Annotated in this window: 25 protein-coding genes and 1 tRNA gene; 10 read left to right on the top strand and 16 right to left on the bottom strand. The window is 63.5% G+C overall.

The genetic code is table 11. The annotated features are described in order from the left end of the window. Positions 1-159: 159 nt before the first annotated feature. Complete coding sequence (locus D3D01_RS06970) at positions 160-1,170, bottom strand: hypothetical protein (protein ID WP_121511689.1); 1,011 nt, start codon at positions 1,168-1,170, stop codon at positions 160-162. A 144-nt stretch (positions 1,171-1,314) separates the two neighbouring features. On the opposite strand from D3D01_RS06970, the gene D3D01_RS06965 reads away from it, so the two are divergent. Then, a tRNA-Met gene (locus D3D01_RS06965) sits at positions 1,315-1,460 on the top strand. A gap of 193 nt (positions 1,461-1,653) precedes the next feature. Here D3D01_RS06965 and D3D01_RS06960 read toward each other — a convergent pair. Next, on the bottom strand, positions 1,654-2,244 hold the full coding sequence (locus D3D01_RS06960) for a HalX domain-containing protein (RefSeq protein ID WP_121511688.1): 591 nt from the start codon (positions 2,242-2,244) through the stop codon (positions 1,654-1,656). Between the two features lie 192 nt (positions 2,245-2,436). Between D3D01_RS06960 and D3D01_RS06955 the strand changes: the two genes are divergently transcribed. From D3D01_RS06955 to D3D01_RS06940, 4 genes are all read left to right on the top strand, one after another. Further along, complete coding sequence (locus tag D3D01_RS06955; protein WP_121511687.1) at positions 2,437-2,874, top strand: pyridoxamine 5'-phosphate oxidase family protein; 438 nt, start codon at positions 2,437-2,439, stop codon at positions 2,872-2,874. Positions 2,875-2,907: 33 nt separating this feature from the next. Beyond that, positions 2,908-3,318: a hypothetical protein gene (locus D3D01_RS06950; protein WP_121511737.1), complete on the top strand. Its 411-nt coding sequence runs from the start codon at positions 2,908-2,910 to the stop codon at positions 3,316-3,318. Positions 3,319-3,534: 216 nt separating this feature from the next. After that, positions 3,535-3,780 (top strand): hypothetical protein, encoded by a 246-nt coding sequence (locus D3D01_RS06945; RefSeq protein WP_053967630.1) that lies wholly within the window; start codon positions 3,535-3,537, stop codon positions 3,778-3,780. Positions 3,781-4,014: 234 nt separating this feature from the next. Next, the gene (locus D3D01_RS06940) at positions 4,015-4,965 is read left to right on the top strand and encodes a hypothetical protein (RefSeq protein WP_121511686.1); all 951 of its coding nucleotides are present in this window, start codon (positions 4,015-4,017) and stop codon (positions 4,963-4,965) included. A 210-nt stretch (positions 4,966-5,175) separates the two neighbouring features. On the opposite strand, the gene D3D01_RS06935 is transcribed toward D3D01_RS06940, so the two are convergent. Continuing rightward, a complete protein-coding gene (locus tag D3D01_RS06935; RefSeq protein WP_101350608.1) occupies positions 5,176-5,445 on the bottom strand; it encodes a hypothetical protein in 270 nt (89 codons plus the stop codon). 94 nt (positions 5,446-5,539) lie between these two features. On the opposite strand from D3D01_RS06935, the gene D3D01_RS06930 reads away from it, so the two are divergent. Then, positions 5,540-5,776 (top strand): hypothetical protein, encoded by a 237-nt coding sequence (locus tag D3D01_RS06930; RefSeq protein ID WP_121511685.1) that lies wholly within the window; start codon positions 5,540-5,542, stop codon positions 5,774-5,776. 48 nt (positions 5,777-5,824) lie between these two features. Beyond that, complete coding sequence (locus D3D01_RS06925; protein WP_121511684.1) at positions 5,825-6,475, top strand: hypothetical protein; 651 nt, start codon at positions 5,825-5,827, stop codon at positions 6,473-6,475. Between the two features lie 14 nt (positions 6,476-6,489). Here D3D01_RS06925 and D3D01_RS06920 read toward each other — a convergent pair whose 3' ends face one another. The 4 genes from D3D01_RS06920 to D3D01_RS06905 all read right to left on the bottom strand — a co-directional run bounded on the left by D3D01_RS06920 (position 6,490) and on the right by D3D01_RS06905 (position 12,644). Next, positions 6,490-7,593, bottom strand: a complete 1,104-nt coding sequence (locus D3D01_RS06920; RefSeq protein ID WP_121511683.1) for a site-2 protease family protein — start codon at positions 7,591-7,593, stop codon at positions 6,490-6,492. Positions 7,594-7,675: 82 nt separating this feature from the next. Further along, on the bottom strand, positions 7,676-8,740 hold the full coding sequence (locus D3D01_RS06915; protein ID WP_121511682.1) for a ScpA family protein: 1,065 nt from the start codon (positions 8,738-8,740) through the stop codon (positions 7,676-7,678). Next, a complete protein-coding gene (smc, locus tag D3D01_RS06910) occupies positions 8,733-12,320 on the bottom strand; it encodes a chromosome segregation protein SMC (protein ID WP_121511681.1) in 3,588 nt (1,195 codons plus the stop codon). Before smc ends, D3D01_RS06915 begins: the two co-directional genes overlap by 8 nt. A 21-nt stretch (positions 12,321-12,341) precedes the next feature. Next, entirely contained in the window at positions 12,342-12,644 is a 303-nt protein-coding gene (locus D3D01_RS06905; protein WP_101350614.1) for a hypothetical protein, read from the bottom strand. A gap of 119 nt (positions 12,645-12,763) precedes the next feature. Between D3D01_RS06905 and gatB the strand changes: the two genes are divergently transcribed. Further along, positions 12,764-14,281, top strand: a complete 1,518-nt coding sequence (gene gatB, locus D3D01_RS06900) for an Asp-tRNA(Asn)/Glu-tRNA(Gln) amidotransferase subunit GatB (RefSeq protein WP_101350615.1) — start codon at positions 12,764-12,766, stop codon at positions 14,279-14,281. A 56-nt stretch (positions 14,282-14,337) separates the two neighbouring features. Here the strand turns inward: gatB and D3D01_RS06895 are convergent, their stop codons facing one another. Continuing rightward, positions 14,338-14,634, bottom strand: coding sequence for a hypothetical protein (locus D3D01_RS06895; protein WP_101350616.1), 297 nt, complete (start codon positions 14,632-14,634; stop codon positions 14,338-14,340). 170 nt (positions 14,635-14,804) lie between these two features. Further along, positions 14,805-15,353, bottom strand: coding sequence for a hypothetical protein (locus D3D01_RS06890; RefSeq protein WP_121511680.1), 549 nt, complete (start codon positions 15,351-15,353; stop codon positions 14,805-14,807). 223 nt (positions 15,354-15,576) lie between these two features. Here D3D01_RS06890 and D3D01_RS06885 point away from each other — a divergent pair, with 223 nt between their 5' ends. Continuing rightward, positions 15,577-18,060, top strand: coding sequence for a DNA topoisomerase I (locus D3D01_RS06885; RefSeq protein WP_121511679.1), 2,484 nt, complete (start codon positions 15,577-15,579; stop codon positions 18,058-18,060). A gap of 4 nt (positions 18,061-18,064) precedes the next feature. Here D3D01_RS06885 and D3D01_RS06880 read toward each other — a convergent pair whose 3' ends face one another. The 4 genes from D3D01_RS06880 to D3D01_RS06865 all read right to left on the bottom strand — a co-directional run bounded on the left by D3D01_RS06880 (position 18,065) and on the right by D3D01_RS06865 (position 20,741). Continuing rightward, positions 18,065-19,447, bottom strand: coding sequence for an MEDS domain-containing protein (locus D3D01_RS06880; RefSeq protein ID WP_101350619.1), 1,383 nt, complete (start codon positions 19,445-19,447; stop codon positions 18,065-18,067). Positions 19,448-19,615: 168 nt separating this feature from the next. Beyond that, a complete protein-coding gene (locus D3D01_RS06875) occupies positions 19,616-19,804 on the bottom strand; it encodes a hypothetical protein (RefSeq protein ID WP_121511678.1) in 189 nt (62 codons plus the stop codon). After that, a complete protein-coding gene (locus D3D01_RS06870; RefSeq protein WP_121511677.1) occupies positions 19,801-20,202 on the bottom strand; it encodes a Rieske 2Fe-2S domain-containing protein in 402 nt (133 codons plus the stop codon). The genes D3D01_RS06875 and D3D01_RS06870 overlap by 4 nt, the downstream gene beginning before the upstream one ends. A 62-nt stretch (positions 20,203-20,264) precedes the next feature. Then, entirely contained in the window at positions 20,265-20,741 is a 477-nt protein-coding gene (locus D3D01_RS06865) for a hypothetical protein (RefSeq protein ID WP_121511676.1), read from the bottom strand. A 153-nt stretch (positions 20,742-20,894) separates the two neighbouring features. On the opposite strand from D3D01_RS06865, the gene D3D01_RS06860 reads away from it, so the two are divergent. Beyond that, positions 20,895-21,608: a phosphoglycerol geranylgeranyltransferase gene (locus D3D01_RS06860; RefSeq protein WP_121511675.1), complete on the top strand. Its 714-nt coding sequence runs from the start codon at positions 20,895-20,897 to the stop codon at positions 21,606-21,608. Here the strand turns inward: D3D01_RS06860 and D3D01_RS06855 are convergent, their stop codons facing one another. The 3 genes from D3D01_RS06855 to D3D01_RS06845 all read right to left on the bottom strand — a co-directional run bounded on the left by D3D01_RS06855 (position 21,609) and on the right by D3D01_RS06845 (position 24,899). Beyond that, positions 21,609-23,813 carry an APC family permease gene (locus tag D3D01_RS06855; RefSeq protein ID WP_121511674.1) on the bottom strand — a complete coding sequence of 735 codons (2,205 nt, stop codon included), beginning with the start codon at positions 23,811-23,813 and terminating at the stop codon, positions 21,609-21,611. It lies immediately after the preceding gene. Beyond that, positions 23,813-24,250, bottom strand: coding sequence for an NAD-binding protein (locus D3D01_RS06850; RefSeq protein ID WP_233560745.1), 438 nt, complete (start codon positions 24,248-24,250; stop codon positions 23,813-23,815). The genes D3D01_RS06855 and D3D01_RS06850 overlap by 1 nt, the downstream gene beginning before the upstream one ends. Before the next feature lie 157 nt (positions 24,251-24,407). After that, entirely contained in the window at positions 24,408-24,899 is a 492-nt protein-coding gene (locus D3D01_RS06845) for an Lrp/AsnC family transcriptional regulator (protein WP_101350624.1), read from the bottom strand. Positions 24,900-25,048 lie beyond the last annotated feature (149 nt).

Below are 25,048 nucleotides of genomic sequence, written 5' to 3'. Positions count from 1 at the left end.
GAACGGCGACGCAAGGAGCCGTGAGCAGCGCAATCTTAGGGGACGGTCCTGATTCTGTGACTGGGACGGTACGACCTGCAGGTAGCGAGGTCGTGGCTGCACCCACGACTTCATTAGCCAAGCGGCCTCAAAAGTACAGCTCCAGTCAAAACAGACGACTCAGCGGCCTTGCCGGAGTTCCTTGATGAGCTGTTTGATTGTTCGCTCTTGCTTTTGGAGCTGTTCGTTCTGGGCCTCGACAGCAGCGGTCAGTTCGGCGACCTGTGCTTCGAGTTCAGCGATATCGGGGTCTGCAGCGGTGTCAGGCTCGACCGAGTCGGTGTCTATGCCTGCTGTGCCAGTGGATCGTGTCTCCGTCGTGGCTTCGGCGGTAGTTCCCTGCTCACTGGTCGATTGGGTCGCGGCCTGCGTGCTGGTGCTCGCAGATGCAGTCTCGGACTCATCACTGCCCTCCTCGTCATTGCTCACAAGGGGGTCGATGCCGGATTCCAGGCCGAGCCCGTTGCCAGCTTCGTCTGCACTCTCGTCTGGGTCGGCCCCGACTTTGGTGTTGAGGTCGGCAAGCGAGTCGACGTCGTGGTACGCGAAGAGGGCCTCTTCGAGCGTTTTCCGGACCATCGGTGCTTGCTCGGACGGAGCCTTGATGCGCTCCGGTCGCTCGTTAAACGAGAGCACGACCGCCGTAGCGACGCTGCCCTCTTCGAACTCAAGGCCGGTCACGTCGTCGAAGGAGAACGCTTCGTAGTCGGCATCCCAGGTGACGTTACCGATGTGCTTGAGCAACTGGCGGTCGGTAACCACCAGCGTGAGTTCGCTGAACCGGAACACGCCGGCGAGACTCTCGTCCGGGGCAATACCACCCGAGACGGCGAGCTTACCTTCGAGTAGCCGTTCGAGGACGGCGTCGCTGCGGTTGCCGGGAACGGACAGCTCAAGCTTCTCACCAGTGTAGATGAGCGAGAACTTGGTCTTTCGCCGACCGGCCGAAACCGTGAGCCGTTCGAAGTCGTGTGGATAGCTGGCGACCTTCTCGTCGCTGAGAAGACCCTCACCGCGGTAGACGAGCGTCCGGGTCGGTGTGAAACAGGCCGCGTCTTCGTCGCCGAGGTTGACACCGCCCCGGATCTCCTCGTCCCCGAGTTCCTGCTGGACGAGGTCTGGTATCTCCATACTGGCTGCATACCTGCGTGATGGCTTAAATCCGCGGGTCGAGTATCAGCGACGATGCGCCCACGCAGCGTGGGACTGTGCCACAGTCCCGGTGGAGATGAGAACCTTCAAGACGGCTAACGGCCAACGGCTGAATGCACCCGCGCCCGGGTGGCTTAGCTGGACATAGCGCCGCACTCATAGGGTCTCTCGACTCATGCGGCAGTGCAACCCGTCATGACCCCGGGGCGCTCGTCACGCCCCAGACCTGGGCCATGCGGAGATCGAGGGTTCGGAGCCCTCCCCGGGCATTTTCCAGATCACATCGGTCAATAGCGACCAGCTCTCTGTCACGGAGCCGGACAGATGGCGTTGTGTCGGTTGAAAGAATGGTGTTCCGAGCGAGCAGGTCGCCGCAGCGGTGAGTGGCTCCCAAACGCCGTTACGTTCGTCATGGCAGCTCCGGTGGGTGGAGCGATTTCACTGAGCAAGAATCGGCAGCGGTCACCCAGACGAGAGACCGCTGCCGGGGAACTGCTGGAAAACAGACTCGAAATCGTCAATCTCTGCAGCCGTGGCGTCGACTCTGTCACGGAGTTCGTGGAACTGCTCGTTGACGCTCTGGTATTCGTCGCTCGCTTCGAGTTGCGGCGTGTTCTTCTGCGTTTCTAGCGTTGCCTTCTTTGAAGCCACGGCGAAGTACTCCTGGACCTGCTCATCGTACGTGGTTCGGACGAGCATCTCCGAGACAGTGTCGAGGAGGTCATCACGGCCGACCGGCTTGGTCAGGTACTCGTCGAAGGGCATCTCGACGATGTCGAAATCCGGGTCGACGGCTGTCACCATCACCACTGCCGGGTCGAGGCCCTGCTGTGCGATAGCGTCGAGCACTTCGTCACCGCTCATGTCGGGCATCTGCCGGTCCAGAAAAACGACATCGACCGACGCGTCCACTAACTCGAGCGCTTCCGTACCGCTGTATGCGGTCTGAACGTCGTGTGCAGTCAGCAGCCACGTCGAATACAGATCTGCGATGTCTTGTTCATCGTCGACCACGAGTACCGTTGCTTCCTCCGTCTCACCACGCATTTGCACTTGTTATCCCTCCTGTCGACTCACGTACTGCTCTCACCGAGACTTTCCTGAACAACAAGATAAAGCTATCCAGTATATTATCAATTCTGAGAATGTAGCAGTTGTTCTATTGCCATTTTATGCGACTGTACTGTCACAATGCAGTGACTCATGCCAGAGATGTTAACATAGCGGCGACCGTACGCTGTGTGTATGGTGACCGTCTCCGGACCGTGGACGAGCGAGGAAATGGCACAGTTTCTCAGCGCCGAGACTGTGCCACTCCGCCTCGGGTGTCAAACTCCAGCAGACAGGCCCTGGATGCTCTCGCTGTGGTACCGGTTCGTCGACGGGACCTTCGAGTGTGCGACTGGCGCGGACGCGGCAGTCGTCGACTACCTCGACTACGACGACGACGTCTCGTTCGAGGTTTCGACGAACGAGCCGCCGTACTGCGGTGTCAGGGGTAACGGGACAGCGACGATGACAGCGGACGAGGATAAAACCGTTCTCACTGACTTGTTACACCGGTATCTCGGCGGAACTGACTCGCCGCTGGCCGAACGACTGCTTGCACCTGACCGCCGCGAGATACAGATCACTATCACGCCCGACCGCCTCCACACCTGGGACTACAGCAACCGAATGTAACAGCCTGAACCAATGGAACCCACAGACTCAGCCATGGACACAGATCCGACAGACATCAAATCAATTGCGATAAACGCAACTGACCTCGTCGCAGCCATTGAAGCGACTGCGGACGGATCAGAGACCGTGTTGCGCGTCACACCGCCGTTCAGCGGTCGGATGCGAGCGCGTCTCCACGTCGTCCAGCCCGACGACGACGATGAGCCGATACACATCCAGCCCGACTCACTACTGGCGACGGACGCACCGTCGTATCCGACGCCCGACGACACCGCCGACGAACTTCGAGACGCGGACGACGAGACGTACTCGGTGGAACGCCATCGGACCTACCACGAACAACGGCTCGCCGAGTGGCGTGAGTCCCTGCCTGATCACGTCGTCGATAGCACGACACTAGTGGATACGGACCACGACGTAACCGTGTCACTACTCGGACCGTAATCGGTCGAATACGCCATCCAGAGCTGTCACCGAAAGCGGAAGTGCCACCGCGTATCACACAGCATCTGCAACGCGGATAAAACGTCTAAGCGCCGCTCAGACTGTAGTAAAATGAGCTGCTGGGGTGTCGCTGTGTGTGAAACGAAGCGAAACGGGCGGAAACCTCTAGAGGTTATAAGCTATCTCCAGTGGAAGTCGTGGACAGGTCCCTCCCACATGTCAAGTTCGTCCGCATACGAGTTACTCGCCCAGTTTGATGAGTCCATTCCGGAGTTCGACGAGCCGTTCGTCTCCGCCGTTCGAGGTATCGCATTCTGGACAGCGATTGCACTCCCGTTTCTCTATCTCCCGCTACTGGTCACCGGACTGCACTCCGGAGCAACGCGGACAGCGTTCGTCGCACTCGTCGTCTGTAACGCAGTTTCGCTGCTCGTCGGCCACTCGCACGGCGGGAGCGACTGAGCAGCCTCGGTGAGTCGTTGGGCCCCGTCTGAGGTCGCTGTCTCGGCGATTCGTTGATATTCACAGCCAAGCGAGGCCCCAACCCGTTCATAGTCCGTCGATGTAGCTTCTCGGCACTCTGTAGGTATATTCTGCAAGTATGCCCTGGATACTCACCAGCGAGGTGTGGGGTCGGAGTACAGCCCGTATATGCAGGGACGGTGTGGTTCCGTCACTATTCCTTACCCTCGTTGCATGCGTCGGACGGCGCATCTTTTCGGAGCGAGTACTCTCGCGGTAGCGGCGTCGACGGTTACGGTTGCGGCCGCGAGCGGTGTCGCAGAGTTGGTTCACGCGCACTCTCTGCCCTGGGTCATCACACTCGCCTGTCTGCCAGCGGTCTGTATCGGCTACGTGACGGCCGGGGAGGCCAGACGTGTCGTGACTGACGGCGGCTTCGTCGTGACAGAGACCGATATCGTGAATCTACACGCCGTCGCGGTCGCCGCGCCGGTCACGCGCTGGCTCGCGGTCGAGGCCGGCCTGGGGCCGGTCGTCGCCTCGGCGCTGGTCGGGTTGCTAGCCGGGCTGTTCGTGCCGACGTACGGCGCTCCGGTGTACTGCGGGTCGTTCGTCGGGATGGTCGCCCCCAGCGTCTTTGTGGGCCGCTTGGCGGTCGCGGCCGCAGGTCTCATGGCCGGCGTCATCTTCGTCGCGGCCAAACGCGTCTTCGACGGGTTCGGCGGCAAACTCGGCACGACGGCGTTCGTCGGATGCGGGACGGTCGCGTTGACGACGGGCACGAACCCGGCCGAGCCAGCAGCGCTCCCGGACCCGGTGACGGCGGTCGCACTCGTCGCGGTAGCTGGCGTCGCCGCAGCCTTGACCTTCGTCGTGAGCGTCCGCCTCGACCATGGCCCCGTCGTCGGATCGGCGGTCGTCGGGTTGGTCGTCGGTCTGCTCGCGCCGGCGCTGTTACCGGTCGGCGGCCAGGTCGCCGCTGTAGCGTTCTGTGCCTCGTTCGTCGGGATGGTGAGCCCCAACCGGCTGCCGAGCGAGCGAGCAACCTTCGGAGCCGGACTGCTCGCCGGCGGCCTCTACGTCGGAACGATGCCGTACCTCGCAGGGTTCGGCGGGAAACTCGGCACCATCGCGTTTGTGGCGTGTCTAGCGACCTACGGGGTGCGGACGGTCAACAGCAGGTAGACGATGGGATGGGCGGGCGGACACGGCGGCAAGGACCAGGAGATTCCGTTGACAGACACAGTTGGTGGCGTCCCGCCGTGTCCACTCGGCGATTGGACTACACCGAAATGAGATGGGACCGTAAGAACTGTGGCCTATTTCACAAGAACAGGCGACACTCCCACACCGCATGCAATGTTCTGGGGGGCGCTCTTCGCGTTGTGCTGGCTCTCACTTTGTGTCCGCGGACCGACTGTCGACGAGATCGACCCATTCTCTCAGCGGCCCCCGAACACCATCGACTGAGACTGTCACGTCGCCGTCGAACCGCCACGTCGCCTGCGGGGCATCCGAGCCGAACTGCATCGGAATAGAGACAGACAACTCGTCGGCCGAGAGGTGAAGTGGCTCGTTGCGGTCAACCGTCTCGTCGAGCAGCCGCTCGATGGCCAGGCGGAGCTGTTCTGGGTCCGGATCTGGAAGATCTGTGGAGTGACTCATGTCTGTCGCTTAGAGCCGAAGCTACCTCCGTGTTGTGACGGACCGGACGGTTTTACCCCGTCATTTAGGGGGGTGTGGTCCCCAGACTGCATCGATGAAATTGCCAACGCCTTACGCTCTCGGCGGGACCTACTACGTCAAGACGGTGTCAGTCGGGAAAGAGACGGACGACGAGACAGTGCGCGATTGCGTGGTCTGTGGCGGCCACGTGTACGCCGACGACTGGCACCTCGTCACTGGCGTGGTGGACACGACCGGCGGCCGACAGCGCCACCACCACTGTAGCGACGACTGCCTGACCGAGTGGCTCCGGCTGATGGCGACCGACTGACCGGCGGCGAGTCCGCGGAGTCTTGACGGTGGAGCGCGTCGGGGGAATATGGACGAGCGCACGGGTGTGTTCAGGGTCTACCGGGTCGTCAACGCGGTCCCACATATCAATCTGTTCGACACTGATGCAACGCGACTCTACACCGTGTACCAGTCCGGCTACGGCGAGCGACAACCGGCGGTCGACGACCTCCGGACGGGCGATCTCGTCGAGGCGACACTGGGCGGCGACCCCGATGATTCGGATGAGGCCTGGTCGCTGCTTTCGTTCGAGCGGCTTGACCGCGTTGCGATGGATTTCGCCGTCGACGCCGAAATCCCGGCAGTGGCGGCTGCGCTCTGGGAACCCGGGCTCGAACGCCCGGCGAGCACCGTGCTCGAAGAGAACGGCGAGCAGGTCGCGGAGTGTTTCGTCCAGCCGCGCGCGCCGCTGCCCGGCGGCGCGTTCGTCCCGAGTGTGCTCACCGGTCTTGTTCCGATGGAGTCGCTGCTGACCGAACTCCCCGGTATCGGCGAGCCGCCGACAGACGCTATCTTCATTGACCCCGACCCGCCCGATGCCGACTCGTACTCCCGCCCCTACGGCGTCGCCGTGCTGTTTACTGCCGCCGCTGACGAGCTACTCGCCGAGTTCCGGGAGGGCTACGACCTTCCTGCCGACGCCGACAACAGGCCTGAATACGACCCGTACGGGCTGTGAGTCCCGGTCGGGCGCTACATCGTGATGACCAGCGGCACCGGGACGAAACAGAGCATCCCTAGGACGAACGTAAGCAGGCCCACAGCCCAGCGGCCCAGTCCCAGCGGCGTCTCGTCCAGCGGCGTCGCGGAGCCCAGCCGCCCAAACACCAGCGCCAGAATTCCCCAGAACGCCCACAGCCCGGCCGCCCGCCCTCCTTCGAAGACGACGAGGTAGGCCGCGAGCCCGAACAGGGCGGCGGGGACGGCCAGCTGGACCAGCGACAGGCGATCGCCGAACAGCGACCGGGCGACGTGTGCGCCGTCGAGCTGGCCGACCGGAAGGAGGTTCAGGAAGGTCACGAACGCGCCGACCCAGCCGCCGATGACGACCGGGTTCGGGAGGACCTGCGGGTTCGCGTACTCCAGCGGCTCGCCCATCGCCGCGGCGATGCCCTGCAGCAGGAGCGGGTAGCCGAGTTCGATGTTCGTGACGATGCCGCGTGTCACCTCCACCGGCGGGAGTGTCACGCCGATAGCAGTCACGACGACCGTGGCGGCCAAGCCCGCCAGCGGACCGGCGACGCCGATGTCGAACAGCGCCTTGCGGTCGGGGATGTGGTCGTTCATGCTGATGACCGCCCCCAGCGTCCCGAGGACGTTCGGGAACGGCAGGAAGTACGGCAGGCTCGCCTCCACCTCGTGGTAGCGGCTCATGACGTAGTGCCCGAACTCGTGGACCGCGAGGATACCGAGCGCTGCCGCGGCGAAGGGCCACGCCGCGAGCATCGCTGTCGGGTCTTCAAGAACTGACAGCCCGTACCAGCGAGTCCCGGCGTACAGCGTCGATAGCAGCGTCAGGACGGCGAGTCCGACGTTCAACCACGGGATACCGTCGACGCCGAGCGACCGCTCCTGTGCGATCAATACCCACTCGCCCATCTCTCGCTTGAGTGCGACGCGATACCCGCGCTGGCGGAACGCCGGCGCGATGCGGTGGATGACCTGCTCTGACTCGGTCATCGGCTCGCCGTAGTACCGGATACCGTCCTCTGCGGTCCTGTCGACCTCGTAGACGTGGAAGGTGTCTGCGAGCGTTTCCGGGTCCGGCAACTCCGGCGGCGAGGACTGGGTCGCCATTACTCCCGTTTAGGGTTCGACCCGTTTGAACCTGTTTGCTGGCCTCGCTGTGCGCACGGAGAGCCATACGCAGCTGAACCAGTCAGTCCGCGATGGCCTCGTCCGACCCAGTCGCGGCGTTTGGGTCCCGAATCCAGAGGTCGCCGAAGAGGTCGTCTTGCTGGAGTCGGACCTGTCCGCGGTGAGCCAAAAAGAGCAATCCGAGGAACGTCTCGACGCGAGTCCCGCCAGCGGTGTCGACCTCGCGGTACAGCACCTCCTCGCGGCCCTTGTCGTACTGCTCGCGGACGGCGTCGTGGACATCGGCGATGATGTCGTCGATGTTCTCGGCGTGGGCCGTTCCGGTCACGTCAGCAGCCGACGGCTCCTCGTCCAGTCGCATGTCGTCGGCCCCACGGTAGTCCAGTTCTTGGGTCCCGCGGTCGAAGCCGCTCGGGGAGTCGCTGGTGTCGTACTCCCGAGATTCTTTCCACCACGAGTCCCGCTCGGCATCCCGGAGGTCCCGGACCAGTTCGTCGAGCGTCTGTGGCATCCCCCGGGCGCGGCGGCGTTCGAGCCGGCGGTCCATCTCCGACTCGAGGGCGGCGAAGGGGTCCGGGTCCTCGATGGGGGCGTCCTCGTGCATCGCCTGCTCCCAGGGCTCGGCCGGTTCCTCCTCAGTCTGTCCCTCGCCGAGCATCGCGTCGCTTTTCATCCGAATCAGGACGCTCGCGTAGAACAGTGCCCGCCCCGACGTGCGCAGGTCCGCGTCGTCGATGCGGTCGAGGAATTTGTCGGTGACCCGCACCACGTCGATGTCCCACGGGTCGATTTCGCCGTCGTCGGCGAGCTGGACCAGCACCTCGACGGGTTCGACGTCTTCGTCCTCGTCCTCGTCCTCGTCAGTCGTCCGGTCGCTTTCGGGGCTGTCCTGTGCAGTTGTCTCGTCGTCTGGGTCGGGGGAGTCGCCCAGCAGCGCCGCCGCGTCGTCCGAGCCACCTGGCGGCTCGCGGTCCTCGTGCCCGGTGATGTTGAGCGGGATGTCGTCCGGCTGGTTGTCCGTCGCGTCGGAGGGACCTCCGTCGCGTTGCTCCTCCGTCTCGCGGGTCGCGTCGCTCCCCGCTCGCGAGTCCGAGCCGCGTGACGGCTCGCTCCCCTCGCTAGTCATCAGCGGGCACCTCCTCGTCGCCGTCGCCCTCGCCAGAGAGGTCGATGCCAGTTACGGCGCTCACGTTGTCGCCCTGCATCATCACGCCGATGGCCCGCTCGGACCGCTCCAGCATGGCCGAGCGGTGCGAGACGACGACGAACTGAGCGTCCCCGGCGAGTTCGTCCACCAGTTCGCCCACGAGGTCGGCGTTGGCCGCATCGAGGAAGGCGTCGACCTCGTCAAGCGCGTAGAACGGCGCGGGGTTGTGCCGCTGGATGGCGAAGATAAAGGCCAGCGCGGTCAGGGACTTCTCGCCGCCGGACATCGCGTTCAGCCGCTGGATGGGCTTGTCGCCCGGCTGGGCCTTCATCGTCAGCCCGCCCTCGAAGGGGTCGTCCTCGTCTTCGAGGTGGAGGTGGCCGGTACCGTTCGAGAGCCGCTCGAAGATGTTCTGGAACTGGTCGTTGATCTCCGTGAACGACTCCATGAACGTCTCCTTCTTGCGCGCCTCGTAGGTGTCGATGCGGTCGCGGATACCGTCGGCCTCCTCGACCAGCGTCGCCTTCTTGTCTTCGAGTTCCTGCAGGTCGTCGTTGACCCGGTCGTACTCCTCGATAGCCCGCATGTTGACCGGCTCCAGTTTCTCCATCTCCGTTTCCAGCCGGTCAATCTCCTGTTCGACCGTCTCGTGGTCGGGCACGTCCTCGGGGTCGTAGTCGCCGACCTGCGCTTCGAGTTCATCGATTTCCCACTCCAGACGCTCCTGCGTTTCCTGCTCTGATTCGAGGTCACGCTCGATCTCCGAGACCGCGGCCTGTTGCTCGTCGCGGGCCTCTTTGGCCTCCTGCAGGTCGGCTTTCAGGTCCTCGCGTTCGGACTTGAGTTCCGACAGTTCCTCCTCCAAATCGGCGACGGCCTGCTCCTTCTCTGCTTTCAGCTCCTGCTTCTCGGCGACCTTCGTTTCGAGGTCCTCGATGCGCTCCTCGTGTTCGGCCTTGCGGTTCTGTGCGGCCTCGATGTCGTCGTGGAGGTCCTCGATGGCCTCCTCGGCGTACTGTTTCTCCAGTTGGTACTCGTTGAGTTCGGCGTCGAGGTCGCTCTGGCGGTCTTCGAGCGCGTCGATGTCGGCCTCGATGGATTCGCGGCGGTCGGTCAGGTCCGGCAGTTCCGAGTCCTCGACCTCGGCCTCTAGGTCGTCGATGTCGGCCTGGAGCGCGTCGATTTCCTCGGTCTTTGCCTCGATGTCGGCCTCCAGGTCGTCCATCTGGTCGGCCACGTCCTCGCGCTCGGCGGCTATCTCTTCGAGGTCGGCCTCCAGTTGGTCGATGCGGTCGCGGGTGTCTTCGAGGGCGCTCTCCCTGCGCTCGATGCTCGTCTCGATGTCCCGGACCTGCTCGGTCGCGTCGGACTCGCGGTCGCGGGCGTCGTTGAGGCGCTCCTCCACGTCCCGGAGGTCCTCGCGCATGTCGGCGCGCTCGTCTTCCAGTTCGTTGATGCGGGTGGCGACCCGTTCGAGCTTGCCAGCGCCGCCCGAGAAGGAGTAGCGCGTGCCCGACGAGGAGCCGCCGGTCATCGCGCCGGACTTCTCGACGAGGTCGCCCTCAAGCGTGACCATCCGGTAGTCGCCCATCAGCTCGCGGGCGGTGTCCATACTGTCGACGACGACGGTGTCGCCCAGCACGTACGAGAAGATACCTGCGTACTCGCGGTCGAAGTCTACGAGATTATACGCGAAGTCGATAACCCCATCGGCGCTGGGCAGAGACCCCAGCGAGCGGTTCTGCATCTGCGTGATAGGGAGGAACGTCGCCCGGCCGGCGCTACGGGATTTGAGGTACTCGATACAGCGCTGGCCGACGCTATCGTCATCGACGACCACGTGGGCGAGACGCCCGCCGGCCGCCGTCTCACAGGCCGTGGCGTACTCGGGGTCGACGCCGCCGAGTTGGCCGACGGTGCCGTGGACGCCGTCCTGGCCGGCGTTGAGAATCGCCGTCACCGCCCGGCCGTACGAGGAGTCCCCGTCTTCGCCGGCCTTCGCCTCTAGCTGGGCGTACTCCTGCTGTTTCGCGCTGATCTCGTCTTCGAGGTCGTCCAGATCAGACTGGAGCTCCCGCTTCTCGACCCGGAGGTCGTCGACGACTTCGCCGATAGTCGCCTTGTTCTGTTTCGCTTTCTCCAGTTCCGTCTGCAGGTCCTCGATGTCGGCTTCGAGGTCGGGGATCTCGGCTTCGGCTTCCTCAATAGCCGCTCGCTTCTCGTCCTCGGCGTTCGAGCGCCGGCGGGCTTCGTCGAGCAGACGGTCCTGCTCGCGCTGGAGGTCGTTCTTCTCACTTTTGAGCGTCTCAAGCCGCGAGCGTTTCTCCTCCAGTTCGTCTTTGACCTCTTGGAACTCCTCGCCGACCTCGTCGATTCGTTGCTGGACCTCCGCGAGTTCGGATTCCTTCTCCGCGATGTCGGCCTTGACGTTGGATTTGGCGACTTTCGTCTCGCGGATGTCGCTTTCAAGATCGTCGATGGTCTCCTGCTTGCGGTCGATCTGGACGAACGCCTGTCGGCGCTCGTTTTCGGCGGCCTCGACGGTTTCCTCGGCGGATTCGATTTTGTCCTCCAGCCGCGAGATGTCGCCCTTTATCTCCTCGATGTCCCGCTTGATGGCGAGCTGTTCGTCCTCGCCCTTGCGTTCGATTTCCTGATTGAGCTCGTGGAGTTCGTCCTCCAGCCGGATGACCGCACCCTGGCGCTCGTCGAGTTCCGTCTGTAGTTCGGTGAGTTCGCTTTCAAGCTCGTCGATAGTCTCCTCGACGGTCGTCAGTTCGTCCCGTTTGTCTTCCAGTTCGGCGGCCTTGCGGTACCCCTCGTACTCCTCCTTTTCGTCGCGGAGATCCTGATACTTGAGCGCCGTCTCCCGCTCGTCTTCCAGTTGGTCGAGCCGCTCCTGTTTCTCCTCGATTCGGAGTTCGGCCTCGTCGATGCGGTCTTGCACGACCTCCAGTTCGTCGAAGGCGTCGGCCTTTTTTGCGTCGAACTGAGCGACGCCGGCGATCTCGTCGATAATTTCCCGACGGGAGCCGGCCGTCATGTTGATGATCTCGGTCACGTCGCCCTGCATGACGACGTTGTATCCCTCCGGCGTCACGCCCGCCTGCGCGAGCAGGTCCTGAATGTCCGAGAGGTTGACCGAGCGGCCGTTGATGTAGTAGTAGGAGTAGTAGTTGTCCTCGGTCTCCTTGACGCGGCGTTTGATTGCGATCTCGTCCACGTCGCCCACGTCTTCGGTGCCGGCGGCGTTGACGACCTGCGAGCGGGAGAGCGTGCGGTCGTCGTTCGCTAAAATGACCTCGACGCTGGCCTGGCGCTCGCCGTCGTACTCGGCGTCCTCGTCGGCGTGGCCGGGGTTGTAGATGAGGTCGGTGAGCTTCTCGGCGCGGATGCCCGAGGTGCGAGCCAGTCCGAGCGCGAACAAGATGGCGTCGATGATGTTGGACTTGCCCGAGCCGTTCGGACCGCTAATAGTGGTAAAATCTTCGTAGAACGGGATTCGGGTCTTCCGCCCGAAGCTCTTGAAATTGTCGAGGACGAGCTCTTTGATATGCATACGGTGGTGTGGCCGACAGCCCTACGCGACGATGATGTCGGACTCCGAGTCCTCTTCGCCCTCGGTCTCCGACGCGGCTTCGGCTTCCTCCCTGTTATCACCCTCGTCGGTATCCGCAGTGTTAGGTGTGTCGGCCTCGGTTGGGGTGGCGGCCGATTCTTCCGAGTCGGACGCGTCGGCGCTGAATCCGTTGTCCTCGTCGACGCTGGCTTCGAGTTCTCGGATGCGGACCTTGCATTCGACGAGTTCGTCGGTCAGTCCCTCGACCGACGCTTCCAGTTCTCTGACGCGCGTTTCGAGTTCCTCGACTCGGTTGCCGCACATACCCGATACCCAGCCATTCTGGACACTTATACCTACGTCAGACATTACCAGTTCGGTTGATACGTCCGCGCCTGTACAGGGTCGTTAGCCTTTAGCCACGCGCCACCGAACCCCGGATAATGACCGCACAAGCGTCCGAGTCCCGCGAACTCGCGGCCGTCATCGGGCTGGAGGTCCACGTCCAGCTTGAGACGGCGACGAAGATCTTCTGTGGCTGCTCGACCGACGTGGCCGACGCCGAGCCCAACACCCACACGTGCCCGGTGTGTCTCGGCCTCCCCGGCGCGCTCCCCGTGGTCAACGAGGGGGCCGTCGAAGCGGCGGTGAAAGTCGGCAAGGCTATCGACGCCGATATCCCGGAAGAGACCGCCTTCCACCGGAAGAACTACTACTACCCAGACCTCCCGAAGAACTTCCAGATAACGCAATACGATTCGCCCATCTGCCAGGACGGGGAACTGGAGTTCACCGTCGAGGGCGAGCGTCGTAGCGTCGACATCCGCCGTGCGCATCTGGAAGAGGACCCCGGTTCTATCAAGCACGTCCGCGAGGGGTCCGGCCCGCTCGAATCCCGGACCTGCTCCATCGAGCGCGCGGATTACACGCTCGTCGACTACAACCGCGCCGGGACGCCGCTGATGGAGATTGTCACGGAACCGGACTTCCGCGCGCCGGGCGAGGTCCGGTCGTTCCTCGAAAAGCTCGAAGAGGTGCTGGAGTATCTAGGCGTGTTCGACGCAACGCGGGACGGCAGCCTCCGCATCGACGCGAACCTCTCGATGGTCGAGGCGGGCGAGGTGGACGACGACGGCGACATCGACGAGGCCGTCCTCGAAGACGCCAACCGCACCGAAGTCAAGAACATCTCCAGTCACAAGGGCGCGGAGCAGGCGCTGTCCTTCGAGGCCTCCCGCCAGCGGAAGCTTATCCAGTCCGGCCGCGCCGTCGAACAGGAGACCCGCCACTTCAACGAGACACACGGCAACACAGTGTCGATGCGCTCGAAGGAGGAAGAGAAGGACTACCGCTACTTCCGGGAGGCCGACCTGCCGCCCCTGCGAGTCAGCCACTGGAAGGACGAGGTCCCGATTCCGGAACTCCCCGACGCCCGCCGCGAGCGGTTCGTCGCCGAGTACGGTCTCAGCGAGGAGGCTGCCTCGAAGCTCACGAGCACGAAACAGGTCGCGGACTTCTTCGAGGACGTGGCCGAGCGCTTCGATGCCAACCTCGCCGCAACGTGGGTCGCCGACAATCTGCTTGGCGAACTGAACTACCGGGACATGGCTATCACCGACATCGACGACCGGTTCGACGAGGTGACGCGCCTGGTCGAACTCGTCGCGGAGGACGAAATCACCGCCAAAAACGCCCACGAGACGGTCCTGCGGGAGATGCTCGACACCGGCGACGACCCCGATACCGTCGTTGACCGCGAGGGACTGGGCAAGACCACCGGCGACGAGGTCCAGCAGGCTGTCGTGGAAGCCATCGACGAGAACCCCGACGCCGTCGAGGACTACCACAGCGGCGAGGACGGCGCAATCAACTTCCTCGTCGGGCAGGTCATGCAAAAAACCGGCGGGAGCGCCGACCCCGGCGACGTGAACGGGCTGCTGCGCGAGGAACTGGAGAGCTAGGCGGGCGTTCTACTCGACCGTCCCGGGGAGGGCGAATCTGTATCTCTGTCGCCCTGTCACCGCCGTGGCCAGTCGTCCGGCAGTTCATCAGCGTGATTTTCGAGCAGTTCGAGCATCGGTTCGATTTCGTCGAAGCGCTGGCCCCGTGAGACCTCGTCGGCCGCTCGGTCCCAGTCGATGTACGCTAAACTGGCCAGTCGGGGCAGGTCGTCGTGTCGGAGTTCGGCTTCGGTAGTTCTGGCTCCAGCACTTCTGGGCAGAAAATCGACAATCGGCCGTGGACTCCGCTGTTTCAACATGAACAGAATCATTCGACGGCGGCGGGTGAACAGCGCTTCAAACACCCGGTCCATCCCTGTGTCCCATACCACGTCCGGGATAGAAGTTCCCATCCTGTAACAAGAGACACACTACTGATAATAAATGTCACGATACCGCCGTTCTCTTGCCGAATCGGTCCTGAATGCTACAGGCGTAGTTACTGTCAGAGGCTGTCCAAAGAGCCGCTATGGTGCGTCGTATGCTACGATTCGCTCGATGCGTTCGACTCGACGTTCTCACGCCGCTCGCCCGGGATAATCGCGGGGTCCTTCCACAGCAGTGTCACGAAGACCGTCGCGGCGAGCGCTTCGATGGTCTTGATGGCTGATTCGACCGGTTCCGTGGTGAAATGGTCCAGTATCAGCAGGGCAGTGCTCCCGCCGTGGTGGTGGCCACCGCCGCCGGACGACGGTGCAGAGAACCCGTCGACGAGGAAGGCCCCGTGCCCGGTGGCGTGCCAGAACACCCACCCGGCGATGGACGCAATCATGAGGACAGTCCCGACAATATAGGCGTTCCGCAGACCAATGATGCCCCGGGTAATGAGATACGGGCCAGCGAGCAATACCGCGGCGAAGGCGACAAACAGAAACGGGCGAGGGTCCGGCGGGAGTCCCCGTCCGAACAGTCCCTCTATCGCCTGCGCGTAGATGATGCTTCGCGGGAGTCCCCACCAGAGGTGAAACGCCGCCGTCGCAAAGACGAGCGTGGCGGCGGTTCCGCGGAGGAGTTTGGTCGTCCGGCGATCCATACTGACAGTCGGAGTGGCAGTGGCAAGAGTGCGTCGAAGTGATGAGTCGTGCCGAGGACCGCCACCTTCGTGGGACGGGGCCGACGTTGTAATGGCTACCTCCGCGCGAGCGCGAGCGGCCCCGCAAGCGCCCGCACACCCGCGCTGTCGCCTGATTTTCCCGAAAGCCTTTAGAACAACTGACTCCGTAGCGACGGGTAATGACAGAGACAGGTGGTGTCCGATGCGGCTGATTATCACCGAGAAAGACAACGCCGCTCGCCGCATTGCGGAGATCCTCTCAGAAGGAGGTGCGTCCGCGAATCGGCGCAACGGCGTCAACGTCTATCGGTGGGGTGACACCCGCGTGGTCGGCCTCTCCGGACACGTCGTCGGCGTCGACTTCCCCGAGGAATACAACGACTGGCGGGACGTCGAACCGGTCGAACTCATCGACGCCGACGTGACGAAGGAGCCGACCCAGGAGAACATCGTCACGACGCTGAAGCAACTGGCGCGGGAGGCCGACGAGGCCACCATCGCGACAGACTACGACCGGGAGGGGGAACTCATCGGCAAGGAGGCCTACGAACTCATCCGCGAGGAGACTGACGTGCCCGTCGACCGCGTCCGCTTTTCCTCGATTACCGAGCGGGAGGTCCGCGAGGCCTTCGCCAACCCCGACGACATCGACTTCGATCTCGCGGCCGCGGGCGAGGCCCGCCAGATTATCGACCTCGTGTGGGGCGCGGCGCTGACGCGCTTCCTCTCGCTGTCGGCCCGGCAACTGGGCGACGACTTCATCTCCGTCGGCCGGGTCCAGTCGCCGACGCTGAAGCTCATCGTCGACCGCGAGCGCGAGATACAGGCGTTCGACCCCGAGGACTACTGGGAGATATTCGCCGACCTCCAGAAGAACGGCTCGGCCTTCGAGGCCCAGTACTTCTACGACGACGACGGCAAAGAAGCCGAGCGGGTGTGGGTCGAAGACGACGCTGACGACGCGTACGCAGACCTGACGAGCGTCGACGCGGCGACGGTGACGAGCGTCCGCCGCCGGACCCGCACCGACAGCCCGCCGACGCCGTTCAACACCACCGCCTTCATCTCCGCTGCGAGTTCACTGGGCTACTCCGCCCAGCAGGCGATGTCAATCGCCGAGGAGCTGTACACCACCGGCTACATCACCTACCCGCGAACGGACAACACGGTCTACCCGGACGATCTCGAAGAGGACGCCCTGCTCGATGAGTTCGTCGGAGCCGGCCACTTCGGCGAGGACGCCGAGGCCCTGCTGGAGCAGGAGGACATCACCGCCACCGAGGGCGACGAGGAGACCACCGACCACCCGCCCATCCACCCGACGGGCGAGATTCCGCCGAAGGTCGACCTCTCCGACGACGAGTGGGAGATTTACGAACTGGTCGTCCGGCGGTTCTTCGCGACGGTCGCCGAGGCCGCGACGTGGGAGCACCTCCGCGTCGTCGCCGAGGCTGGCGGCCGCTCGCTGAAGGCTAACGGCAAGCGCCTGGTCGAACCGGGCTACCACGAGGTGTATCCCTACTCCAGCGCCAGCGAGAACCACGTCCCCGACGTCGAAGAGGGCGAGGAACTGGCCATCTCGGAGGTCCGGATGGAGGAGAAACAGACCCAGCCGCCCCGCCGCTACGGCCAGTCGCGGCTCATCCAGACGATGGAGGACAAGGGGCTGGGGACGAAGAGCACGCGCCACAACTCCATCGAGAAACTGTACGACCGCGGCTACATCGAGGGCGACCCGCCCCGGCCGACGACGCTGGCGATGGCCGTCGTCGAGGCCGCCGAGGAGTTCGCCGACCACGTCGTCAGCGACGAGATGACCGCCCAACTGGAGGCGGACATGACCGCCATCGCCAACGGCGAGGCGACGCTCGATGACGTGGCCGACGAGTCCCGCGAGATGCTCAAACGGGTGTTCGATGAACTGCGTGATTCCCGCGAGGAGATCGGCGAGCACCTCCAGGAGTCGCTGAAGGCCGACAAGACGCTCGGTCCCTGTCCCAAGTGCGGCGAGGACATGCTGGTCCGGCGTTCGCGCCAGGGATCGTACTTCGTCGGCTGTGACGGCTTCCCCGAGTGTCGCAACACGCTCCCGCTGCCCTCCTCGGGCGAGCCGCAAGTGCTCGAAGACCACTGCGAGGAACACGACATGCACCACGTCAAGATGCTCGCCGGCCGGGACACCTTCGTCCACGGCTGTCCCCGCTGTGAGGCCGAGAAGGCCGACGAGAGCGAGGACGAAGTGATTGGGCCGTGTCCTGATTGTGGCGACGAGCACGACGGAGAGTTGGCCATCAAACACCTCCGCTCGGGCTCCCGGCTCGTCGGCTGTACGCGCTACCCCGAGTGTGACTACTCGCTGCCGCTGCCCCGCAACGGCGACATCTCGGTGACCGACGCCTTCTGCGAGGAGCACGACCTGCCGGAGCTGGTCATCGACGCCGACAGCGACGACCCCTGGGAGCTTGGCTGCCCCATCTGCAACTACGAGGAGTACCAGGCCCGCACGGCCGTCGAAGACCTAGAGGACCTGAACGGCATCGGCTCGGCGACCGCGGAGAAGCTCGGCGACGCCGGGGTCGACTCGCTGGCGGCGCTCCGGGAGGCCGACCCCGACACCATCGCTACCGAAGTTCAGGGCGTCAGCGCCACGCAGGTCCGGGAGTGGCAGGACGAACTGGAAGCCTGAGATACTACGGTCGCGTTTCGATAGTCGGGAACGAGAGGCGAACACGGTTCGCTGGCGGCGACCCGCCCAGTTCGAGTCGCCCGTTCATGCTTTGAATAGTCCACTGCGCAACCCACAGCCGGAGGGTCCGCGCGTGTGCAAGCGAGCGCTCGATGTCGTTGTCGAACGCAGTCATCGTCGCCTCTGAGACGAACCCCTCGTCGGCGACGACTTCGACCGTTCCCGTCTTGTACTGTTCGTCAGCCTCGACCCGGACTTCGACTGTGGGGGCAGAGAGATTGGTCGCAGCGCACGCAATCACTTCCCGGACGCTCGTCTGGACAGTCGCGTCAGCGGCAGTGGCGTCCGGCGGTCCAGCGTCGATAGTGACCGAGAGGTCGGCATACTCGTGCCGGGCATCGGTGACGCCAGCCTCAACGGTAGCGTTTAGGTTTGCCGGCTCCTGCTCTCGGGCATCGAGGGTCCGGTCGACGTGCCGTGCGTTCTCCGAAAGCGAAGACAGGCGCTCCGCCGCCGTAGCGATGGTGTCGAGATGGTCTACAGCCGCTGCGTCGAACAGGCCTTGCGCTTCGAGCCATTCCAGCCGACCGCTGATGACGTTCAGTTCGTTCCGAAGATTGTGCCGGAGCACTCGGTTCACGACTGAGAGGCGTTCCTCTCGGCGCTCGACGTCGTCGCGGAATCGGTGGATATCGCGCGTTTGCTCCAGGAGGAGCGCTGCGTTTGAGAGTGGTGCGCCGTACTCAATGGCCTCCTTCGGCGGGGTGTAGTATGGGTTTGTACAGAGTGTCTCGCGGTAAATAATGGCCTCGTGCGTCTGCAACGCTTTGCCGATATCCTCGCCGGTAAACTGTTCCAGGCTGTACTGACAGAGCGCCGTGACTGGCAGGTCCGGGTGGGCTTCGTCAAACCGGTGTTCGAACTCGATGACATCCTCAAAGCTGCAGTCGAGGTCGAGCGACCAACTATTCTCACCAGCCGCACGGAGTCCGCTATATCCGTCTGCGACAGCATCGGCAGCTAAGTCACGGAACTCGTCGACGCTTTCCTTCGGGTCAAATACCCCGTTTGAATAAATCTTGGCGGAGTCAACTAACACCAGTTGGCCGTCGGCTTGCAGCGAATCAACGTCGAGTCCGGCGTCGGAGAGCGCCGTCGCGATTGTTGCCGTCTCGTTTTCATCGGCGATGTAAATCACCTGTTCATCCTGTTGGATGCCGCGGGCGACAAATGTCGTGACGACGCGCATCTGTTCCGCGTGTGTCCGATAAAACAGAGCGAGGTGGCGAGGCAACTCAGTCGTCGCAAATTGGGTCTGGAGCTGTCGACGCCTGTCAGCTGGCGACGAGTCCGGGGTGTCTGGGTCACCCGTCGAGGACTCTGACATAACTACGTCTACGCGGTGAAGCGTCCTTATTCTTCGGTACAGGGTACAACCTGCAAAGCCGGATGGACAGCTGCCGGCAGTCGCTCAGTCTGCCGAAATACTCCCAAGGGTGAATGGAAACTGATGTTTATTTTCCGGCGTAGAACAGGACAGTAACAGTGAGTGTGGCTACGAGACGAAGGTTACGCCGCCACACACCGGGCACTCGACCGCTTCGGCAGTCTCGACAGTTATCTCGTCGACGGCACCGCAAACGACTGCGTGTCTCATCGGCTCCGGAATCTGGCGCTCACAGAGCGGACACTCGACGACGCCGGCCTGGAGTCGGTCCCGGTCGATGCTGTGGCCGCCGGTCACAACTGGAGGTGGGACGTGGAACTCGGGCCGTCGTCGTCGTCGATGCCACCCTCGTGGGCGAACGCGTAGTCGTCGTCGGTGAGGAACACGTCGCCGTGGGTCTCCGATATCTCGACCCCGGGGAGCGTCGTCCCAGCGGCGTCGCCGTTGTCACAGCCGCCGTCGCAGGCATCGAACAGCGAACCGTGTCGGGGGCAGATGAGCTGGTCGTCCCGCATCGGGACACCTCGTCCGGTGTCGAACCGCTGTGCTTCGTGCGTACATCGGTTCACCCACGCCTCGACGCCGTCGTCACAGGGGACGAGAACGACCTCTTCGAGGTCGCCGTAAGGGCCTTCCGCGGTGAACAGCCATGACCCGTCTTCGTGGACCGTCTCGACTGTCGTAAGTCGCTGCACGACTGGCGCGTTAGGTTGCCGCCGGTATCAGCGTTCCCGTCGCACGCCTCCCGCTGTCTGCGTCACTCGCCGGTCTCTGCGGCGATGAGACGCACCAGCGCCGTGACGAACACTTCGAACAGTCGCCAGACCAGAACACAACTGGCGACGAACACGGCAAGGACGATGGCGACGAGCCAGAGGAGGAGGCCGAACTGTAACTGGGTGAGCAGTCCTGTCGCCAGCCCGACGACGAACCCGCCGACAAAGAGGCCACCGGCACCCTGGAGACAGCGGCGTTGCCAGTGGTCGAACGCCAGCGCGTCCTCGGCCTCTAGCAGTGACGGCAAAGCGATGCCGAGCCCGGCACCGCCCAGCGCGAGAACGAAAAAGATGCTGCCGAACAGATATGAGAGGCCACGGACGAAGCCGTCGCCGGATGCCGACGCTGTCGGCATCGTCGAGAGGGAGTACAACACTGCCACCGTCACGGCAGCGCCCGTGAGAACGAGCACACCTCGGATGGCAGTGACGATGTACCGGCGCTTGTCCGCTGTCATCGTCTGACGATTGTAACATAACCGTCATAAATCTTCGGAGACATATATATCCGCAGCCGACGCCAGTCGGACTGTCCGATCGGGCTGTCAGCGTGACCCACTGTGATACGTGTATCCGAAGCGGTTATACGGCCACGCGCAAGTCTGGCAGGTATGAGCGACTGGGCGGACTGGGACCACATCGTGAAGATAGACCCCGACAAGACGCTGGTCGACGGAGAGACCTTCGAAGACGTCGCGGCGACGGGGACCGACGCCATCGAAGTCGGCGGGACCACCGGAATGACAGAGGAGAAGATGAAGCGAGTCGTCGACGCCTGCGGGAAACACGACATCCCCGTGTACATCGAGCCGTCTAATCCCGCGTCGGTCGTCCACAGCGACCGTCACGACGGCTATCTCATCCCGGTCGTGATGAATGCTGGCGACGTGGCCTGGATCACCGGCGCGCACAAGGAGTGGATACGCATCGACGACGAGATCGACTGGTCGCGGACCTTCACTGAGGCCTACATCGTCATGAACCCGGAGGCGTCGGTGGCGTCCTACACGCAGGCCAACTGCGACCTCGACGCGGCCGACGTGGCCGCTTACGCCGAAGCCGCCGAGCATCTCCTCGGGCAGGAAATCGTCTACGTCGAGTACTCGGGGATGCTCGGCGACACCGACATTGTCGCCGCCGCCGCAGACACGCTCGACGACGCGACGCTGTTCTATGGCGGCGGCATCCATGATTACGAGTCCGCCCGCACCATGGCACAGCACGCCGATACCATCGTCGTCGGCGACCTCGTCCACGACGAAGGCGTCGAGGCAGTGCGAGAGACGGTGCAAGGCGCGAAGGACGCCACGGCGACCGTTCGGTAGTTAGAACGCGAGCCGTTCGAGCAGACGGCCGACGACACCGTCGGGATGACGTTTTGTGTCTACTTCCATCGACGCGTGGTCGCTGTCTTGAATTGCCGACTGCGTAGTGCTGTCGCCGTTTGACCGGCGGGCCGAAAGCCAACCGTTGTGTGCGTGTATCAGGAGCGTCCTGTCGCTGTCAGCCGCGTCTATTGTCGCTGAAAGGTCCTGCCGGTCGACGAAGCTCCGCTCCGTCGGCACGTCACAGAGGTCCAGCAGGTCATCGTGGTATGCTTCGAGTTGCTGGCGTTGTTCGGCCGACTGGCGCTCATCAAGCGGGTAGAGGAACTGGAGGTCGGCCTCGGTCGCTGTCGCGACAGCGTTCCCAACGCGGACTTTCAGCGGGTCATACGGGCCGCGGGTCGTGACCAGTGTGATCGTCTCCAGCGCGTCGAGCGGCTGTGCGTCGACGGCAATGGTATCACAGTCAGTCTGTTTCCGGATGCGGTCGATACTGTCACCCAGCAGCGAATCCCCGAACGACGCGCCACGTTCCACTAGCAACACATCGACGCCCCGCTCGTCGACGGCGTTGGCGACGGCCCGTTCGGGGTGGTGGCTGACAAGTTCGCCGTATTCGACCGGGACATCAAGGGTAGCCGCCAGCGTATCAGTCCGACACTCGAATTCGCGGTCGTCCGGAGATTGCACGCCGGAGGCGTAATCGAGGGGCTGCTGGTCGGGCACTTCGTCGAACTGGACGACAGAGAGGCTGCTGCCGGTGGGTGAGAGCGCGGCCCCGACCTCTAGCAGTGTCGCTTCGCTCTCCTGCGAGGACCCCTCGGGAAGGGCAACAAGCACGGATGTATCCGCCGTCTCGTCGAGCGTCTCCTCGGTCCGGTCGAGCGCGCGGTCGCCGATGCTCCGGCGGACGGACTCCTTGATCGCGCCCTCTCTGGTAACCCGCGGTCTGACGTAGCCCAGATACCAGATGACGCTGCCAACGACGATACCGGCGGCTCCGACTATCGCGATCAGGCCCATCTGCGTCAGCAGGGCAAAGCCGGTCAGGGTGCCGAATATCGGCGTCCACGGGTAGAGCGGGACCTCGAAGGAGGGGTCGTAGTCTGGGGCGTCGCTCTCACGGAAGCCGATGAGCGCGACGTTGATGAGCGCGAACACGAGGATTTTGAACGCGCTCGCGAGCTTCGCGATCTCCAGAATCGGAACGAAGAGGATAAGCAGCAACATCACGCCGCCGGTCAGCGTGATGGCGGTCACCGGCGTGCCAAAGCGGTCGCTGACCGTACTGAGCAGGTCGGGCGCGAGTCCGTCGCGGCTCATGGCGAACGGGTAGCGTGAGGACGAAAGGATGCCGGCGTTAGCTGTACTGACCAGCGCCAGAATCGCCGCCAGAACGACAGCCGCGACACCAGTGGTTCCGAGGGTCATCTCGGCCGCGTCCGCAATGGGCGTCGTGCTCCCGGCAAGCTGGTCGAGCGGGACGACGCCGACGACGACGGCGACGACGAGCACGTACAGCAGCGTGGTGAAGGCGAGCGATCCAAGCATTCCAAGCGGGATGACGCGGTCCGGGTCCTCGACCTCCTCGGCGATAGAAGCGATCTTCGTCACGCCGGCGAAGGAGACGAACACGAGGCCGGTCGCGGCGAAGATCCCTTCGACGCCGTAGTCCCACATCCCGCCGTACGTCGCGGTGTTGACTGCCGGCCCGCCGCCAGCGACGAACCAGCCGATTGCCACGAGCATCACCGCGACGATGCCGATCTGGAGTCGGCCGGTCTGTTCCGCGCCGAGGATGTTGACGAGGATGAGAACGACGGCGAGCGTGATCGCAACCGGACGGATCGGCAGGTCAAAGAGAAGAACGAGGTACGGCACGCCGCCGACGAGCGCGAGCGCGCCCTTGAACGAGAGGGAGAACCACGTTCCGAGTCCCGAAACTGTGCCCAGTAGCGGCCCCATCGACCGCTCGATGTAGACGTAGGTGCCGCCGGCTTCGGGCATGGCGGTCGCCATTTCGGCCTTGCTGAGTGCGGCGGGCAGCACGAGCACGCCCGCGAGAAGGTAGGCAGCGATGATGCCGGCCCCGGCGTCTTTCACCGCCAGCGCCGGCAAGATGAAGATCCCGCTGCCGACCATCGCGCCGATTGATATCGCTACCACTGACAGCAGTCCGAGGTCGCGTTCCAGACCCTTGGCCATTATTTCGCGGTTTCGGACATCTGGAGCGTTGTTTCGACAGTGCGTTCCAGTTCGGTCGCCAGGACCTGCGAACCACAGACCACCTCGGAGCCGACCGACTCGAACGCCGATCGATGCTGCGGGTCGTTAAGCACGACAACCACGGTTTCGACATCGAACTGCGTCCGAAGCAGTTGTGTCACGAGGAACGCCCCGTGGTCGGTCTGCATCGATACCAGAGCGACATCGGTCGTTTGGGCCCCGGCGTCCTGAAGAACAGTACGCTCCCGGCCGTCACCGACTACCACGCGTGTGTCGTCGGGCGTTTGCCCGGCAACGCCATCGTGGTCGGTGACGAGACAGGCATCGGTGCCCCGATCTAACGTCGTTACTACCTCAGACCCGACGTACCGGTCGCTGATGATCAGTACCGACGGGGGGTCGATGTCGTCGTCCACTCGTTCGCGGAGTCCAGTAAGAGATATCATTGGGTTCGTAGAGGCCAGAGCTACCCGGCCAGTACACCAGCATTGGTTCCGGAAACCGATAAATATCTAGGGAATAGTTCCGATTCCGGACTATTGTGGATATATAATCTATTTTCGGAAGATTACACTATGTAGACTCACCTTCGGCATCGTCGTGCCCGAACTGGTGAAACGGCCGGGTGTACTCGTTCCGAATGAGGTCCTCGTCGACGACCTCCAGTCCGATATCGTTGAGGTCTCTGCCGATGCGGCTCAGGTCGTTTCCGTCGGTTCCGACCACCTCAACGTGGACGTTGTCGGCCCCCGTCATGACCTCTCGGATGGCGACGACGCCGGAGACGTCGAGTGCCCGCTGCGCGACCTCCTCGCGCTCGTGGATTGGTGCCGTGCAGACGATGAGCGTATGGAGTTGGTACCCCGCGGCCTCGTAATCGACATCGACATCGTAGCCGGCGATGACGCCAGCTTCTTCGAGCTTCGTGATACGGTTCCGGACCGTTCGTGCGGAGACATCGAGCGACTCGGCAATCTCACTCGCCGACGTATGTCTCGCATCCTGCTGCAGCGCATAAATGATGTTCCGGTCCAGGTCGTCGATAGGGTACTCCGCGTCGGCCATGTCAACTGTTTCGACGGCTACCAGTACAAAAGTTCAGGATATTGGCCCGGACGCTGCGGTATTGTCAGGCTGTTTTCCACACTCCTCTGTGACTCACCAGCAGCACGACGCCCCGCTGTGCGGGTTCGGGGCACAGACGCCGCTATGTC

This window comes from Haloarcula sp. Atlit-7R (assembly GCF_003666065.1).
GTDB classification, from domain to species: Archaea; Halobacteriota; Halobacteria; order Halobacteriales; family Haloarculaceae; genus Haloarcula; species Haloarcula taiwanensis.
Note: the sequence above shows the minus strand (reverse complement) of the source record. Positions and strands in the feature narration are given on the sequence as shown.

Coding starts and splice junctions, on each gene's coding strand:
- D3D01_RS06855 (WP_121511674.1), bottom strand. CDS start 23,813: ATGGCCAAGGGTCTGGAACGCGACCTCGGACTGCTGTCAGTGGTAGCG.
- D3D01_RS06895 (WP_101350616.1), bottom strand. CDS start 14,634: ATGGACCGGGTGTTTGAAGCGCTGTTCACCCGCCGCCGTCGAATGATT.
- D3D01_RS06920 (WP_121511683.1), bottom strand. CDS start 7,593: ATGGCGACCCAGTCCTCGCCGCCGGAGTTGCCGGACCCGGAAACGCTC.
- D3D01_RS06890 (WP_121511680.1), bottom strand. CDS start 15,353: ATGGATCGCCGGACGACCAAACTCCTCCGCGGAACCGCCGCCACGCTC.
- D3D01_RS06925 (WP_121511684.1), top strand. CDS start 5,825: ATGGACGAGCGCACGGGTGTGTTCAGGGTCTACCGGGTCGTCAACGCG.
- D3D01_RS06880 (WP_101350619.1), bottom strand. CDS start 19,447: ATGTCAGAGTCCTCGACGGGTGACCCAGACACCCCGGACTCGTCGCCA.
- D3D01_RS06935 (WP_101350608.1), bottom strand. CDS start 5,445: ATGAGTCACTCCACAGATCTTCCAGATCCGGACCCAGAACAGCTCCGC.
- D3D01_RS06945 (WP_053967630.1), top strand. CDS start 3,535: ATGTCAAGTTCGTCCGCATACGAGTTACTCGCCCAGTTTGATGAGTCC.
- D3D01_RS06860 (WP_121511675.1), top strand. CDS start 20,895: ATGAGCGACTGGGCGGACTGGGACCACATCGTGAAGATAGACCCCGAC.
- smc (WP_121511681.1), bottom strand. CDS start 12,320: ATGCATATCAAAGAGCTCGTCCTCGACAATTTCAAGAGCTTCGGGCGG.
- D3D01_RS06930 (WP_121511685.1), top strand. CDS start 5,540: ATGAAATTGCCAACGCCTTACGCTCTCGGCGGGACCTACTACGTCAAG.
- D3D01_RS06940 (WP_121511686.1), top strand. CDS start 4,015: ATGCGTCGGACGGCGCATCTTTTCGGAGCGAGTACTCTCGCGGTAGCG.
- D3D01_RS06955 (WP_121511687.1), top strand. CDS start 2,437: ATGGTGACCGTCTCCGGACCGTGGACGAGCGAGGAAATGGCACAGTTT.
- D3D01_RS06905 (WP_101350614.1), bottom strand. CDS start 12,644: ATGTGCGGCAACCGAGTCGAGGAACTCGAAACGCGCGTCAGAGAACTG.
- gatB (WP_101350615.1), top strand. CDS start 12,764: ATGACCGCACAAGCGTCCGAGTCCCGCGAACTCGCGGCCGTCATCGGG.
- D3D01_RS06915 (WP_121511682.1), bottom strand. CDS start 8,740: ATGACTAGCGAGGGGAGCGAGCCGTCACGCGGCTCGGACTCGCGAGCG.
- D3D01_RS06970 (WP_121511689.1), bottom strand. CDS start 1,170: ATGGAGATACCAGACCTCGTCCAGCAGGAACTCGGGGACGAGGAGATC.
- D3D01_RS06950 (WP_121511737.1), top strand. CDS start 2,908: ATGGACACAGATCCGACAGACATCAAATCAATTGCGATAAACGCAACT.
- D3D01_RS06865 (WP_121511676.1), bottom strand. CDS start 20,741: ATGACAGCGGACAAGCGCCGGTACATCGTCACTGCCATCCGAGGTGTG.
- D3D01_RS06845 (WP_101350624.1), bottom strand. CDS start 24,899: ATGGCCGACGCGGAGTACCCTATCGACGACCTGGACCGGAACATCATT.
- D3D01_RS06885 (WP_121511679.1), top strand. CDS start 15,577: ATGCGGCTGATTATCACCGAGAAAGACAACGCCGCTCGCCGCATTGCG.